12 protein-coding genes are annotated in these 13,884 nt (G+C 73.5%); 10 read left to right on the forward strand and 2 right to left on the reverse strand.

Features of this window, described 5'->3' with window-relative positions; all coding sequences use genetic code 11:
• Nucleotides 1-411: 411 nt before the first annotated feature.
• Entirely contained in the window at nt 412-1,641 is a 1,230-nt protein-coding gene (locus tag D1J63_RS02280) for a S1 family peptidase (RefSeq protein ID WP_125627489.1), read from the reverse strand.
• Nucleotides 1,642-2,244: 603 nt separating this feature from the next.
• On the opposite strand from D1J63_RS02280, the gene D1J63_RS02285 reads away from it, so the two are divergent.
• The 9 genes from D1J63_RS02285 (at nt 2,245) to D1J63_RS02325 (ending at nt 11,714) form a co-directional block, all read left to right on the forward strand.
• Entirely contained in the window at nt 2,245-2,460 is a 216-nt protein-coding gene (locus tag D1J63_RS02285) for a hypothetical protein (RefSeq protein WP_007389398.1), read from the forward strand.
• 99 nt (nt 2,461-2,559) lie between these two features.
• Nucleotides 2,560-3,366 carry an HlyD family efflux transporter periplasmic adaptor subunit gene (locus D1J63_RS02290; RefSeq protein WP_164712688.1) on the forward strand — a complete coding sequence of 269 codons (807 nt, stop codon included), beginning with the start codon at nt 2,560-2,562 and terminating at the stop codon, nt 3,364-3,366.
• A complete protein-coding gene (locus tag D1J63_RS02295) occupies nt 3,363-5,585 on the forward strand; it encodes an NHLP family bacteriocin export ABC transporter peptidase/permease/ATPase subunit (protein ID WP_125627491.1) in 2,223 nt (740 codons plus the stop codon). Before D1J63_RS02290 ends, D1J63_RS02295 begins: the two co-directional genes overlap by 4 nt.
• 1 nt (nt 5,586) lies before the next feature.
• Entirely contained in the window at nt 5,587-8,409 is a 2,823-nt protein-coding gene (locus D1J63_RS02300) for an NHLP bacteriocin export ABC transporter permease/ATPase subunit (RefSeq protein ID WP_125627492.1), read from the forward strand.
• A 30-nt stretch (nt 8,410-8,439) separates the two neighbouring features.
• Complete coding sequence (locus D1J63_RS02305; protein WP_125627493.1) at nt 8,440-9,450, forward strand: Ppx/GppA family phosphatase; 1,011 nt, start codon at nt 8,440-8,442, stop codon at nt 9,448-9,450.
• Between the two features lie 75 nt (nt 9,451-9,525).
• Nucleotides 9,526-9,705 (forward strand): hypothetical protein, encoded by a 180-nt coding sequence (locus D1J63_RS02310; RefSeq protein WP_125627494.1) that lies wholly within the window; start codon nt 9,526-9,528, stop codon nt 9,703-9,705.
• Between the two features lie 55 nt (nt 9,706-9,760).
• Complete coding sequence (locus tag D1J63_RS02315; protein ID WP_125627495.1) at nt 9,761-10,792, forward strand: iron-containing redox enzyme family protein; 1,032 nt, start codon at nt 9,761-9,763, stop codon at nt 10,790-10,792.
• Between the two features lie 30 nt (nt 10,793-10,822).
• Complete coding sequence (locus D1J63_RS02320) at nt 10,823-11,467, forward strand: HemK2/MTQ2 family protein methyltransferase (protein WP_176152841.1); 645 nt, start codon at nt 10,823-10,825, stop codon at nt 11,465-11,467.
• Nucleotides 11,448-11,714: a CDGSH iron-sulfur domain-containing protein gene (locus tag D1J63_RS02325; protein ID WP_176152842.1), complete on the forward strand. Its 267-nt coding sequence runs from the start codon at nt 11,448-11,450 to the stop codon at nt 11,712-11,714. Before D1J63_RS02320 ends, D1J63_RS02325 begins: the two co-directional genes overlap by 20 nt.
• Before the next feature lie 167 nt (nt 11,715-11,881).
• Here D1J63_RS02325 and D1J63_RS02330 read toward each other — a convergent pair whose 3' ends face one another.
• Nucleotides 11,882-12,316, reverse strand: a complete 435-nt coding sequence (locus D1J63_RS02330) for a protease inhibitor (protein WP_061440834.1) — start codon at nt 12,314-12,316, stop codon at nt 11,882-11,884.
• 358 nt (nt 12,317-12,674) lie between these two features.
• Between D1J63_RS02330 and D1J63_RS02335 the strand changes: the two genes are divergently transcribed.
• Complete coding sequence (locus D1J63_RS02335; RefSeq protein WP_125627497.1) at nt 12,675-13,844, forward strand: lactate 2-monooxygenase; 1,170 nt, start codon at nt 12,675-12,677, stop codon at nt 13,842-13,844.
• Nucleotides 13,845-13,884 lie beyond the last annotated feature (40 nt).

Below are 13,884 nucleotides of genomic sequence, written 5' to 3' on the forward strand. Positions count from 1 at the left end.
CCGCGGGACGGGTGCGGGTGGAGCCCTGCCGGTGGGCACGGGGCGGGCGCGGTGCGGGCACGCGCCGGTACACGGGGCGCGACGCGGACACGGCCGGCACGCGGGGCACGGACCCGCACCGCGGGCGAAACGGCGAGGGCCGGTGCCGCGGGCGAAACGGCGCGGACCGGCACCGCGGGCGAGGCGGGCGAGACCGGGAGCGGATCGGCCGGGCAGCGGGGCGGGCCGGGAGACCCGGGGCCTGCGCGCCCTGCCGCCCGGACCTGCGGGGCGCCGACGCCCGCCACCGGAGGCCGCCCGCCGGGTCGGTACGTGTGCCGTACACCCGGACCGCCGCCCCATCCCGCCGGGGGTCGGGACGGCGGTCCGGTGGACGTGCCGTCAGCCGTCAGCCCCCCCCCCCCCCCCCCGTCAGCCCGTCAGCCCCGACCCGTCGTCGCCGCCGACTCCCGTGCCCTCACCCGCGTCACCGGCACCACCCGACTCTCCGGCACCGGCACCCTCACCGCCACCCGCGCCTTCGTCGCCGAGGGTGGCCCCGACCGCCTCCAGGGCGGTGGTGACCGGCTGGAAGAAGGTCTCGCCGCCCACCGTGCAGTCGCCGCTGCCGCCGGAGGTCAGCCCGATCGCGAGGCCGTCCCGGGTGAACAGGGAGCCGCCGCTGTCGCCCGGCTCGGCGCAGACGTCGGTCTGTATGAGGCCGGTGACGGTGCCCTCGGGGTAGTTGACGGTGGCGTCCAGGCCGAGGACCTGGCCGTCGGCCAGTCCGGTCGTGCTGCCCATGCGGAAGACCTCCTGGCCGACCGTCGCGTCGGCGGCCCGGCCGATCGGCAGGGTCTGGTCGCCGAGGTTCACCTCGCTCGGGGCCTCGGTCGCCGGATCGTCGTACGTGACGAGCGCGAAGTCGCCCTGGCCGGGGAAGACCGCCTGGTCGACGGTGGCGATCGGCCGGCCGCCCTGCGCGTCGGACCACTGGTCGGCGGCGACGCCACAGTGACCGGCCGTCAGGAAGGCGGGCGAGCCGTCGCCCGCGGTGACGTTGAAGCCGAGCGAGCAGCGCGCACCGCCTCCGAAGATGGCGTCCCCGCCCGACGCGAACGTCTTGAAGGTGCCGGCGGACTTCCTGACCGTCGCCATGCCGTCGCCGAGGCCCTCGACGGTGGATTCGAGGCGGTCCCACCGGTCGCCGGTGACGGTGCTGTCGGCGGTCACCAGGATCTTGTTGGTGCGCGGGTCGATCGCCCACGAGGTGCCCGGGATGCTCGCCTCCGACTTGAGGGTCCGTGCTCCGCTCCTGAGCTCGCTCATGCTGTTGTCGACCTCGCGGACCTTGGCACCCGCCTCCTTCGCCCGCACCACGACCTGGTTGTCGTCGCCGGGGGCGACGTTGACGACGAGTTGCTGCGCGCCGGAGTCGTAGTAGGAGCCGGCGAAGGTGTCGCCGAGCAGACCGGCGAGCCGTGAGGCGAGATCCGACGCGTCCGCCGCCTTGAGGGTCCTGGGCGCCGCGGCGGCGTCGTCCGGGGAGCCGCCGTCCTGCGAGGCGTTGGCGTTCGGCAGCAGGACGGCGGCCGCTCCGAGTGCGACCACGCCGCCCGCCGCCATCGCGGCCTTGCGCTTGGGGATTCGCTTGTGACTCAACCTACTCGACCTCCTGGGACCGGGGTTGGTACCCGCCGGTCCGGCAGTTGGGGGCGCCTGGACGGCTGTTGGTACGCACGGGCCGGGCGCGGTGTTCAGACGGGCCGTCGAGCCGCGCCCCGGCGCACTCCGTTTCACGCCGACCATCGACACCCTCCGCGATCAAGCGGTAACGCACTGTTCCGGCCACGGAGCGGAATGACTGCTTCAGCGAATCTGCACATCGAATGCCCAACCCGGTCACCCCCGCCCGGGCATCTGCACAAGCCGGCGAGGACCCGTACGCCTTTGGAGCCGGAGTGTCCCAATCGCCGCCGCGGGGGCAAGGGATCGCACGAGCCGATGTCGCGCACCGTGTGAAGAAGTCGCCGCGAAGGCGTGCGCGCTCCTGCACGCTTGGGTGCCCGGAGGTCGCAAGTGCGCTGGTGGGAGGGGTGATTGATTGGAAGCCCGGACCCGCCGCGTGCTTTGATCCATCGCACCGCGGGGGCCGCGGAGGGCTCTGGAAACGGGCGCCCGGCGCCCGTGGGCCGCGGCCGTCATCTGTCCCCAGAGGGGGCCGCTCCCCCCTTGTGAAATGGCTATACGAAGGGAAGTTCCATCATGAACTCCACCCCCCAGGTTGAGACCGTCGAGATCTCGGACGCCGACCTCGACAACGTCTCCGGCGGCCTGAACGTGAACGCCGTCGGCACCGTCACCGGCCTGGTGGACGGCATCGCCCCGGTCTCCGGCCTGGTCAACACCGTGGTCGGCACGGTCGAGGGTGCCACCGGCCTGAACACGGCCCCGGTCACGGGCCTGGTCGCCGGTCTCTGATCGCGCCCTTGCGTCGCTGAGTCCCGGAGCCGTCCAGGCTCCGGGACTTTTCGGCCGTTCTCCCGCGGCCGTTCTCGTCGAGCCCTGGATACGTCAGCCGTGCAGTTCCGCCAACAGGCCCTCGCAAAACTCCAGTCACCGGAGGACCTCGATCTTCCGGTGCGTTTCGCCCGTCCCCAGGGCTGGCTGGTGCTGTCCGTGACCCTGGTCGCGATGGCCGCCGCGTCCGTGTGGGCGGTGGGCGGCTCGGTGACCTCCACGGTCTCCGCGCCCGCCATCCTCACCCACGGACAGGGCAGTTACCTCCTCCAGAGCCCCGTCTCCGGGCAGGTCACCGCGGTCCTGGCCCGACCGGGTCAGCGGCTCGCCGCCGACGCCCCGGTGCTGAAGGTCCGCACCGCCGAGGGCGAGAGCGTGGTCCGCACGGTCGACGCCGGCCGGGTCAGCGCGCTCGCGGCCACCGTGGGGCAGATCATCAGCACCGGTGCCAACGTCGCCTCGGTGGAGAAGGTCGCCCACGCCGACGACCCCCTCTACGCCACCGTCTACGTCCCCGCCGAGAACGCGGCCGCCATCCCCGCGCACGCCTCCGTCGACCTGACCGTGCAGTCGGTGCCGACGCAGCAGTACGGCGTCCTGCACGGCGAGGTGAAGTCCGTGGACCGCTCGGCCCAGTCGGCACAGACGATCGGTGCCTTCCTCGGGGACGGCGCGCTCGGCGAGCAGTTCACCAAGGACGGCAGGCCGGTCGCCGTGACGGTACGGCTGGACACCTCCACGTCCACGAAGAGCGGCTACGAGTGGTCCTCGGCCGAGGGACCGCCGTTCGAACTGACCTCCATGACCCTGGCCACGGGCTCGATCCGGCTGGCCGACCAGCGTCCCGTCGATTGGCTGCTGCCGTGAGCACCGCACAGGAGACCCGGGGCAGGCGCCGCGCCGCCCCGCCAAGGCGCAGCGTGCCCAAGAGCCGGGCGAAGACCGTCCGTACACCCACCGTGCTCCAGATGGAGGCCGTGGAGTGCGGCGCCGCCTCCCTCGCCATGGTGCTCGGGCACTACGGCCGTCATGTCCCGCTGGAGGAGCTGCGGATCGCCTGCGGTGTCTCCCGCGATGGATCCCGCGCGAGCAACCTGCTGAAGGCGGCGCGCGGTTACGGCTTCACCGCCAAGGGCATGCAGATGGACCTGGCCGCGCTCGCCGAGGTGACGGCACCGGCCATCCTCTTCTGGGAGTTCAACCACTACGTCGTCTACGACGGCATGGGCCGCCGGTTCGGGCGGCGCGGGGTGTTCATCAACGACCCGGGCAAGGGCCGCCGTTTCGTGTCCCTGGAGGAGTTCGACGGCTCCTTCACCGGTGTCGTGCTGACCATGGAGCCCGGTGACGACTTCACCCGCGGCGGCCGCAAGCCCGGTGTGCTCGGCGCGATGCCGGCCCGGCTGCGCGGAACCGCGGGCACACTGCCCGCGGCCGTGCTGGCGAGCCTGCTCCTGGTGGCGGTCGGCGCGGCGGTGCCCGCGCTCAGCCGCACCTACATCGACATGTTCCTCATCGGCGGGCAGACCTCGCTGCTCGGCGTGCTGTTCGCGTCGATGGGCGCCTGTGTGCTGCTCACGGTGGTGCTGACCTGGCTCCAGCAGGCCAACCTGCTGCACGGCCGCATCATCTCCTCCACCCTCTCCAGTGCCCGGTTCCTGCGGCACCTGCTGCGGCTGCCGGTGACCTTCTTCTCCCAGCGCAGCCCCGCCGACCTGGTGCAGCGCCTCCAGTCGAACGACGCGGTCGCCGAGACGCTGGCCCGCGACCTCGCCGCGGCGGGCGTGGACGCGATCGTGGTCGTCCTGTACGCCGTACTGCTGTACACGTACGACCCGCAGCTCACCTTCGTCGGCATCGGGGTGGCGCTGCTCAACATCCTCGCGATGCGGGTCGTGATCCGGCTGCGCGCGACCCGTACGGCGAAGCTGCGGGCGGACACGGCACGACTGACCAACACCGCGTACACCGGCCTCCAGTTGATCGAGACGATGAAGGCGACCGGCGGCGAGGACGGCTACTTCCGCAAGTGGGCCGGCCAGCACGCCACCACGCTGGAGGAGCAGCAGCGGCTCGGGGTGCCGAGCGCCTGGCTGGGCGTGGTCGCGCCGACGCTCGCGACGCTGAACAGCGCGCTGATCCTGTGGATCGGCGGCATGCGCGCGGTCGAGGGCCACATCTCGGTCGGTCTGCTGGTCGCCTTCCAGGCGCTGGTGGTCCGCTTCACGGCCCCGCTGACCCGGCTGAACGGCGTCGCGGGCCGCATCCAGGACTTCGCGGCCGACGTGGCGCGGCTGAAGGACGTGGAGAACTTCCGGGCGGACCCGCTCTACGACCGCCCCGGCGGCGCCGACTCCACCCGTCGGCTGCACGGTCACGTCGAACTGCAGAACGTCTCCTTCGGCTACAACCCGCTGGACAAGCCGCTGCTCACCGGCTTCGACCTGACCGTCGGGCCGGGACAGCAGGTGGCACTGGTGGGCGGTTCCGGCAGCGGCAAGTCGACGGTGTCACGGCTGATCTCGGGCCTGTACGCGCCCTGGGACGGGGTGATCCGCGTCGACGGGCAGCGGCTGGACGACATCCCGCGCGGGGCGCTGGCGTCCTCGGTCTCCTTCGTCGACCAGGACGTGTTCCTGTTCGAGGGCTCGGTGCGCGACAACGTGGCGCTGTGGGACCCGTCGATCCCCGACGACGCCGTGGTGGACGCGCTCAGGGACGCGGCGCTGTACGACGTGGTGATGCGCAGGCCGGGCGGCATCCACAGCCCGGTCGAGCAGGACGGCCGGAACTTCTCCGGCGGGCAGCGCCAGCGTCTGGAGATCGCCCGGGCGCTGGTGCGCCGGCCGAGCATCCTGGTCCTGGACGAGGTGACCAGCGCCCTGGACGCGGAGACCGAACTGGTGGTCATGGACAACCTGCGCCGGCGCGGCTGCGCCTGCGTGGTGATCGCGCACCGGCTCAGCACCGTGCGGGACAGCGACGAGATCGTCGTCCTGGAGCACGGCACGGTCGTGGAGCGCGGGCGGCACGCGGAGCTGGTGGCACACGGCGGCGCGTACGCGGCGCTGGTCAGGGAGCGGTGAGATGACGACCGTGCAGGAGGGACAGGGCGACCTGGTCCTGGGGGCTCTCGGCGCGCTGGGTACGCGCGTGGACTGCGCCGGGTTCAACCGGCTGGACCTGGAGGGGCCGCAGGTGCTGTGGCTCGTGGTGTCCGGGGCGGTGGACCTGTTCGCGGTGGACGCCGCGGAGCAGGGCCACTGGCACCACCTGGGGCGCCTGGAGGCGGGCTCGGTGCTGCTCGGGCCGGTCGCCGGGCCGCAGCACACGCTGGTGGCGCGTCCGCTGCGGGACTGCGTCGTGCACCGCATCGCACTGCGCGAGCTGTACCAGCCGGCGCACACCCAGACGTGGTCGTACGACGCGTACGGCAACCCGCAGTACGTGCCGCCGACGACGAGCCCGCTGGAGTACGCCCTCGCCCTCGGTGTGGGCCGGGGCCTCACCGTTCTCTTCCAGGCCCCGATGGCCGGCGAGCGGGCCGACGCGCCCACGGACGACGACGTCTTCTGGATGCAGGTGCCGCCGGGCAGCGTGCAGTACGGGGCGGTGTACGGCGAGGAGGCGGCCGCCGACCTGCTGATGGACCCGGCGCTGTGGCAGAGCATGGTCGACCAGCAGTACCGGCTGCTGACCACCCTGGACCGCTGGATCGAGCAGCTGGAGCGCACCCACGAGACGCGTACCGCGGCCGGCATCAAGGCCGGTGAGGCGGTGCGCGCCCAGGCCGACCGGACGCTGCTGGCCTCCATCGGCAAGCGGTCGGGACAGCGCACCACGGCGGCCGACGCCGATGCCACGTACGCGGCCTGCAGGCTGGTCGCCCGCGCCGCCGGCATCCCCCTCGCCGAGCCGGCCCAGGGCGGCACGGAGAGCGACCGGCTCGACCCGGTGGAGCGCGTCGCGCTCGCCTCGCGCGTGCGGACCAGGTCGGTGCGGCTGGAGGACCACTGGTGGCGGGACGACGTGGGGCCGCTGGTCGGGCAGCGGACCCTGTCGGGCGCGCCGGTGGCGCTGCTGTGGCGGCGCGGCGGCTATGTGGCCGTGCATCCGGCGACCGGGCGTGAGACGCCGGTGGAGAAGGCGAACGCCGGGGAGTTCGAGCCGCGCGCGGTGATGTTCTACCGTCCGCTGCCCGAGCGCCGGCTCGGCCCGCTCAGACTGCTGCGGTTCTGTCTGGCGGGCACCCGCGGGGACCTGACGGGTCTGCTGCTCGCCGGTCTGGTGACGGTGGGGCTCGGCGCGTTGGTGCCGGTCGCGACGGGCAAGGTGCTCGGCGAGTTCGTGCCGAAGGCGCAGACCGGGCTGATCGTGCAGGTGTGTCTCGCGGTGATGCTGAGCAGTGTCGTCGCGGCGGCCTTCATGCTGTTGCAGAACCTCACCATCCTGCGCCTGGAGGGCCGGATCGAGGCGACGCTGCAACCCGCCGTGTGGGACCGGCTGCTGCGGCTGCCGACGAAGTTCTTCACCGAGCGCTCCACCGGCGAGCTGGCCAGCGCGGCCATGGGCATCAGCGCGATCCGCAGACTCCTTGCGGGGGTGGGTCCGACGGTGGCCCAGTCGGTGACCGTCGGGGCGGTGAACCTGGTGCTGCTGCTCTGGTTCAGCGTGCCGATGGCGCTGGCGGCGATCGGCATGCTGGTGGTCGTCGCCGGGGTGTTCCTGGGACTCGGGCTGTGGCAGGTGCGCTGGCAGCGGCGGCTGGTCAAGCTCACCAACAAGCTGAACAACCAGGCGTTCCAGACGCTGCGCGGGCTGCCCAAGCTGCGGGTGGCGGCGGCCGAGAACTACGCCTACGCGGCGTGGGCGGAACGGTTCGCGCACAGCCGCGAGCTGCAGCGGCGGGCGGGGCGGATCAAGAACCTGAACGCGGTGCTCGGCGCGGTCTACCTGCCGCTGTGCACGCTGCTGATGTTCATGCTCCTGGCCGGTCCGGCACGCGGTTCGATGTCGGCGGCCGAGTTCCTCACCTTCAACGCCTCGGTGACGATGCTGCTCACCTCGGTCACCCAGCTGACCGGCGCGTTCGTGTCCGGGGTGGCGGCGCTGCCGCTGTTCGAGGAGATCCGGCCGGTGCTGGACGCGACGCCCGAGGTGCGGACGGCGAGCACCCGGCCGGGACCGCTGACGGGGGCAATCGAGGCGCGCCGGCTGTCGTTCCGGTACACCGACGACGGTCCGCTGGTCCTGGACGACGTCTCCTTCGACGTGCGTCCGGGCGAGTTCGTCGCGGTCGTCGGGCCCAGCGGCTGCGGCAAGTCGACCCTGCTGCGGCTGCTGATCGGCTTCGACCGTCCGCTGTCGGGCAGCGTGCTGTACGACGGCCAGGACCTGGCCGCGCTCGACCAGTCGGCGGTGCGCCGGCAGTGCGGGGTGGTGCTCCAGCACGCGCAGCCGTTCACGGGCTCGATCCTGGACGTCATCTGCGGCACGGAGCCGTACACGCCCGAGGAGGCGATGGCGGCGGCCGAGATGGCGGGGCTCGCGGAGGACATCAAGCGGATGCCGATGGGCCTGCACACCATCGTTTCGGGCAGCGGCGCGGTCTCCGGGGGCCAGCGGCAGCGGCTGATGATCGCGCAGGCGCTGATCCGCCGGCCGCGCATCCTCTTCTTCGACGAGGCCACCAGCGCCCTCGACAACGAGACGCAGCGCACGGTGATCGAGTCCACCAAGGCGCTGAACGCCACCCGGGTCGTGATCGCGCACCGTCTGTCCACGGTGCTGGACGCCGACCGCGTGATCGTGATGGAGGACGGCAGGGTCGCCCAGCAGGGCCCGCCGGCCGAGCTGCTCGCCGACACGAACGGCCGGCTGCACGAGCTGGTGCGGCGGCAGCTGGCCTGACCGGCGCTCGAATGGGTACCTGTTGCCCTCATGCGGATCAGCGTGGTGGATGTGGGGTCGAACACGGTCCGGCTCATGGTGGCGGACGCCGAGGGCGGGGTCCCGCTGCCGGTGCACACCGCCAAGTGGCGGCTGCGGCTCTCCGAGCAGGTCGGGCCGGGCGGCCCGGTCCCCGAGGAGGCACTGGAGCGGCTCGTCGAGGCGGTCGCCGGCGCGAGCAGGACCGCGGAGCGGTGGGGGGCGTCGGAGCCGCTGGCCTTCGCGACCGCCGTGGTGCGCGCCGCGCCGAACCGGCGCGAGGTGCTGCGCACCGTGCACGCCCGCACCGGTGTGCCGCTGTGCACCCTGCCGGGCGAGGTGGAGGCGGAGCTGACGTTCCTCGGGGCCCGGCGCTGGATGGGCTGGCGGTCCGGGCCGCTCGCCCTGCTCGACATAGGCGGCGGCTCGCTGGAGGTCGCGTTCGGGCGCGGCCGGCTGCCCGACTTCGTGGCCTCGCTGCCGCTGGGGGCGGCCCGGCTGACCCACGAGTTCCTGGCGGGCGGCACGGACCCGGCGTCGCGGGACCAGGTCAAGGCGTTGCGCCGCAAGGTCCGCCACCAGCTGCGGGACGTGGCGGCGCGGATCCGCTGGGAGGGGCCGCGGACCGCCGTGGCCACCTCGCGGACGTTCCAGCAGCTGGGGCGGCTGTGCGGCGCCCCGCCGGGCCGGCACGGGCCCTTCACGGAGCGGCGGATGCTCTGCTCCGACCTGGGGGACGCGGTGGGCCGGCTCGCCGCCCTGTCCGCCGCCGAGCGGGCCCGGCTGCCCGGCATCTCCGCACCGCGCTCGGCGCAGAGTCTGGCCGGCGCCGTCGTGGGGCACACGGCGATGAAGCTGACCGGTCTGGAGTCGGTGACGCTCTGCCCCTGGGCGATCCGGGAGGGGGTCCTGCTGCGCCAGATCGAGGACGGCCCGTCCTGGTGGGCCGAGATGGTCCGCCGCAGCGACGAGGCCGCGGTCCCGGCGCCGGTGCCGCTGCGCCTGGCGTCCGCGTCGAACTGAACCGGCCGGACGCACGAACCGAGGACGAGAGCGGCCGCAGGCAACCGTACGACGAGAAGCACGAAGGAGGACTCCGTGTCCCAGAACGGCGAGCACGACCACAAGCAGCCCGAGACCGCCATCGAGGAGGTGCTGCGCGAGATCGAGGAGGCCAGGCCCCGCGACGCGGAGTCCGACGGGGGCGAGCACCGGGGCGAGGCGGGGGACGCCACCTCGCCGAACACCGGCGCCCAGGAGGACGTCGAGGGCGAGTGACGCGCCGCTGAGCGCGGCCGGGGGTGCCGCGGCGGCGTCCGGGTACTCGCGGTCCATGGAGTACGACCGTGAAGGACCACGCCTGCCGACGCCCCGGGGACCGGTCTCCGGGGCCGTCGGCGCTCATCTGCGCGGGACGGGCCCGCTGCCGGCCCCCGAGGCCGTCGCCGCCGCCCCGGTGTACGGCGACGACCTGCAGCTCGCCCTGTACCAGTGCTACGAGCTGCACTACCGGGGCTTCGCCGGGGTCGGTCCCGACCTGGAGTGGGACCCCGGACTGCTGGGCGTGCGGGCCGCGCTGGAGCGGCGCTTCCTGGCCGCCCTGCGGGCCGACACCCCGGTCCACGAGAGCGTCGCGGACGCGGTCGGGGCGCTGCTCGTCGAACCCGTGCACGGCGAGGGCGTGAGCCACTTCCTGCGGGACGAGGGCGAGTTGTGGCAGCTGCGCGAGTACGCGGCCCAGCGTTCCCTGTACCACCTCAAGGAGGCCGACCCGCACGCGTGGGTGCTGCCGCGGCTGTGGGGCCGCGCCAAGGCGGCGATGGCGGCCGTGGAGTTCGACGAGTACGGCGGCGGCCGCGCCGACCGGGTGCACGCCCGCCTGTTCGCCGACCTGATGACGGACCTGGGCCTGGACACGACGTACGGCGCCCATCTGGACGCCGCCTCGGCCGAGTGCCTGGCCACCGTGAACATGATGTCGCTGTTCGGTCTGCACCGGTCGCTGCGCGGCGCGCTGGTGGGGCACTTCGCGGCGGTGGAGATCACCTCGTCGCCCGGTTCCCGGCGGCTCGCCGGGGCGATGCGCCGCACCGGTGCCGGACCGGCCGCCGAGCACTTCTACGACGAGCACGTCGAGGCCGACGCGGTGCACGAGCAGATCGTCCGGCACGAGGTGATCGAGGGGCTGCTGGAGCAGGAACCGCACCTCGAGGCGGACGTCGTGTTCGGCATCGACGCCACCGGGCACCTCGACGACCGCTTCGGCGCCCGGCTGCTCGCCGACTGGCGGGCGGGAAGGTCGTCGCTGCGCACGGTGCTGCCGCCCGCGCCGCGCGCGCGTGCGCGGACTGCTCATACTTCGTGACCGCCGGGGTACCTGGGGTCCGTGAATTTCATGGTGCTACCGGGCGTGTACGCCCCTCAGGAGGACACCGCCCTGCTGGTCGGGGCGCTGTCCGACGAGTCGCTCCCACCGGGCGCGGCCGTGCTCGACGTGGGCACCGGCACGGGCGCGCTCGCCCTGGCGGCGGCGCTGCGGGGCGGCCGGGTGACCGCGGTGGACGTGTCGTGGCGCGCGGTGTGGGCCGCGCGGCTCAACGCGGCCCGGGCCGGGGTGCGGATCCGCGTCCGGCACGGCAATCTCTTCACTCCCGTCCGCGGTCAGCGGTTCGACCTGGTGCTGGCCAACCCGCCGTACGTGCCGGCGCCGGCCGGCGGCCGCCGGCCGCGGGGTGCCGCCCGGGCCTGGGACGCGGGCCGCGACGGCCGTATGGTCCTGGACCGGATCTGCCTGGAGGTGCCGGGGCTGCTGCGCCCCGGCGGCGTACTGCTGCTGGTGCAGTCGGCGCTCAGCGACCCGGCGAGGACCGAGGCGCTGCTGCGCGAGGCGGGTCTGAAGGCCGCGGTGACCCGGCGGCGGCGGATCGCGTTCGGTCCCGTGGTGCGCGGCCGGGAGCGCTGGCTGCGGCAGCACGGGCTGCTGTCCGGGGCCGAGCACGAGGAGGAGCTGGTGGTGGTCCGTGCCGAACTCCCCGTCTGACGCCCCGCGCCCGGCCGGTGAGCCGCGCCCGGCGGACGCCCCGCGCCGGATCAAGGTCCAGCGCCGGGGACCGATGCTGGTGGAAGGGCCGGTGGAGGTGGAGCTGGAGGACGGGACGACGGTGTCCTCCGACCGCTTCCGGGTGGCGCTGTGCACGTGCCGTCGCAGCCGGCGCTACCCCTGGTGCGACACCAGCCACCGCGCCCGGTCGTCCGGGACCGGTGAGGGGCGGCCCGGGACGGAGTGACCGGCGGTGCGGTGCGGACCGGAAGCGTCGCGAACCGGGAGGACGGCGGACGGCCCCACTCCGTCCGCCGTCCCCGGTGCGGGCCCGCGGGACCCGTACGGCGGCCGCTCGCACTCCCCAGTAGCGAGCAGCCGGTCACGCCGCACGGTTCCGGCGGTCCCGGTCCCTCAGAACGTGAAGACGCTCGCGCTGCCCGCGTTCTTCACGCACTCGTTGGCGAAGGTGCGTTCGTAGGAGAGGCGCCGGCCCTGCCAGACCCCGTCCACGGTGACGACCACGGGGGCGTACTCCCGGGTGCACATCACGGCGTCGTCGGCGGCCAGGGCGCTCGGGTCCCCGTGCGCGGCGCGCAGTTCGGCGCAGGCCGCGTCGGCCGCCGGGTGGGTACCGGAGGCGGTCGGGGCGCAGGTCAGGGTGACCGCGCGCAGGGGTGCGGCGGTGGCAGCGCTCTCTCCGTGCCCCACGGTCAGCACCAGGGCCGAGGGGGCGTAGAGCGACGCGGGGGCGGTGGCCGGGGAGGCGAGGGAGGCCCCGGCGAGGGGCCCGCAGACGGCGGTGGCCGTCAGGCCCAGAGTCGCTGCCCAGCGCGCGGTGTTCCGCATTGTGTGCATCCTTCCGCTCGTTTCGAGGGTGGTGCCGGCCCGGCTCGGTCGGTGCCGGAACGGCGAGCGCGAGTCTGCCGAGTCCGGCACCGAAACTCATCTCGACCCCACGGATTTCGGTAACCTTGGGTATTCAATCAGTGGCGTGAAGTTACGGAGTTAGAACGTTCCAAGTCCGGAACTGGGCGTTTCTTGATCGATTATCGAGAGCAGAACTGGCCGAATGGCGTGATCCGCTCGTTCGCCAATAGGCCTGAAACACCCCTGAAACAGCCCCGCCGCCCCTGACGGCCACCCCCCGCATACCGCCGGGTATGGTGCCCGCAGCGCGAGCTCGACGACGAGAGGCGGACGTGGGATGCCGAAGCACTGGGCGGACTTCCAGTACGAGATCTACCTGAACGGCATGACGGGCGCGGTTCCGCGACTGCCCACCGACCTGACCCGGCTGGAGGAGCTCACCGAGCGGCGCCTCGGCCCAGGCCCCTTCGGATACGTGGCGGGCAGCGCGGGGGACGGCAGCACCGCCCGCGCCAACCGGGCGGCGCTGACCCGGCGCCGGATCGTCCCGCGCATGCTGCGCGACGTGCACGAGCGCGACCTGAGCGTCGAGGTGCTGGGCCGCGACCTGCCCGCCCCGCTGGCGCTGGCACCGGTCGGCGTCCTGTCGATCATGCATCCCGACGCGGAGCCCGCCGCCGCCCGGGCCGCGGCCGCGCAGGGCGTGCCGTACATCCTGTCCTCCGCCTCCAGCACGCCCATGGAGCAGGTCGCGGAGGCGATGGGCGACGCCGAGCGCTGGTTCCAGCTGTACTGGCCGAAGGACCGTGAGGTGGCGCGCAGCTTCCTGAACCGCGCCCGGGCAGCCGGATACACGGCGCTGTTCGTCACGCTGGACACGCCCCTGCTGTCCTGGCGCCCGCGCGATCTCGACCAGGCGTACCTGCCGTTCCTGCACGGGGTGGGCACCGCCAACTACTTCTCGGACCCCGCCTTCCGGGCCGGTCTGGCCAAGCCCGTGCACGAGGACCCGAACGCGGCGGTGATGCATTTCGTCGGCATGTTCTCCGATCCCGCCAAGTCGTGGCCGGACCTGGCGTTCCTGCGGGAGAACTGGGACGGTCCGATCGTCCTCAAGGGCGTCCTGCACCCGGACGACGCCCGGCTCGCCGCCGACGCCGGGATGGACGGCGTGGTCGTCTCCAACCACGGCGGCCGGCAGGTGGCCGGTTCCGTCGCGGCGGCCGACGCCCTGCCGCGCGTGATGGAGGCGGTCGGCGACCGGCTCACCGTGCTGTTCGACAGCGGAGTCCGCACCGGCGACGACGTCTTCAAGGCTCTCGCGCTCGGTGCGGAGGCGGTGCTCCTGGGCCGCCCCTACGTCTATGGCCTCGGCCTGGACGGACAGGCCGGCGTCGAGCACGTGATCCGCTGCCTGCTCGCCGAACTCGACCTCACGCTGGCCCTGTCCGGGCACGCCTCCCCGGCCACGCCGGGCCCCGCCGACCTCGTCGAGGACCCGGCGTGAGGGGACGGCGACGCCGCCGTCCCCCAGGAGTGTGCCGGTT

Source organism: Streptomyces sp. KPB2 (genome assembly GCF_003950055.1).
Taxonomy (GTDB): Bacteria; Actinomycetota; Actinomycetes; order Streptomycetales; family Streptomycetaceae; genus Streptomyces; species Streptomyces salinarius.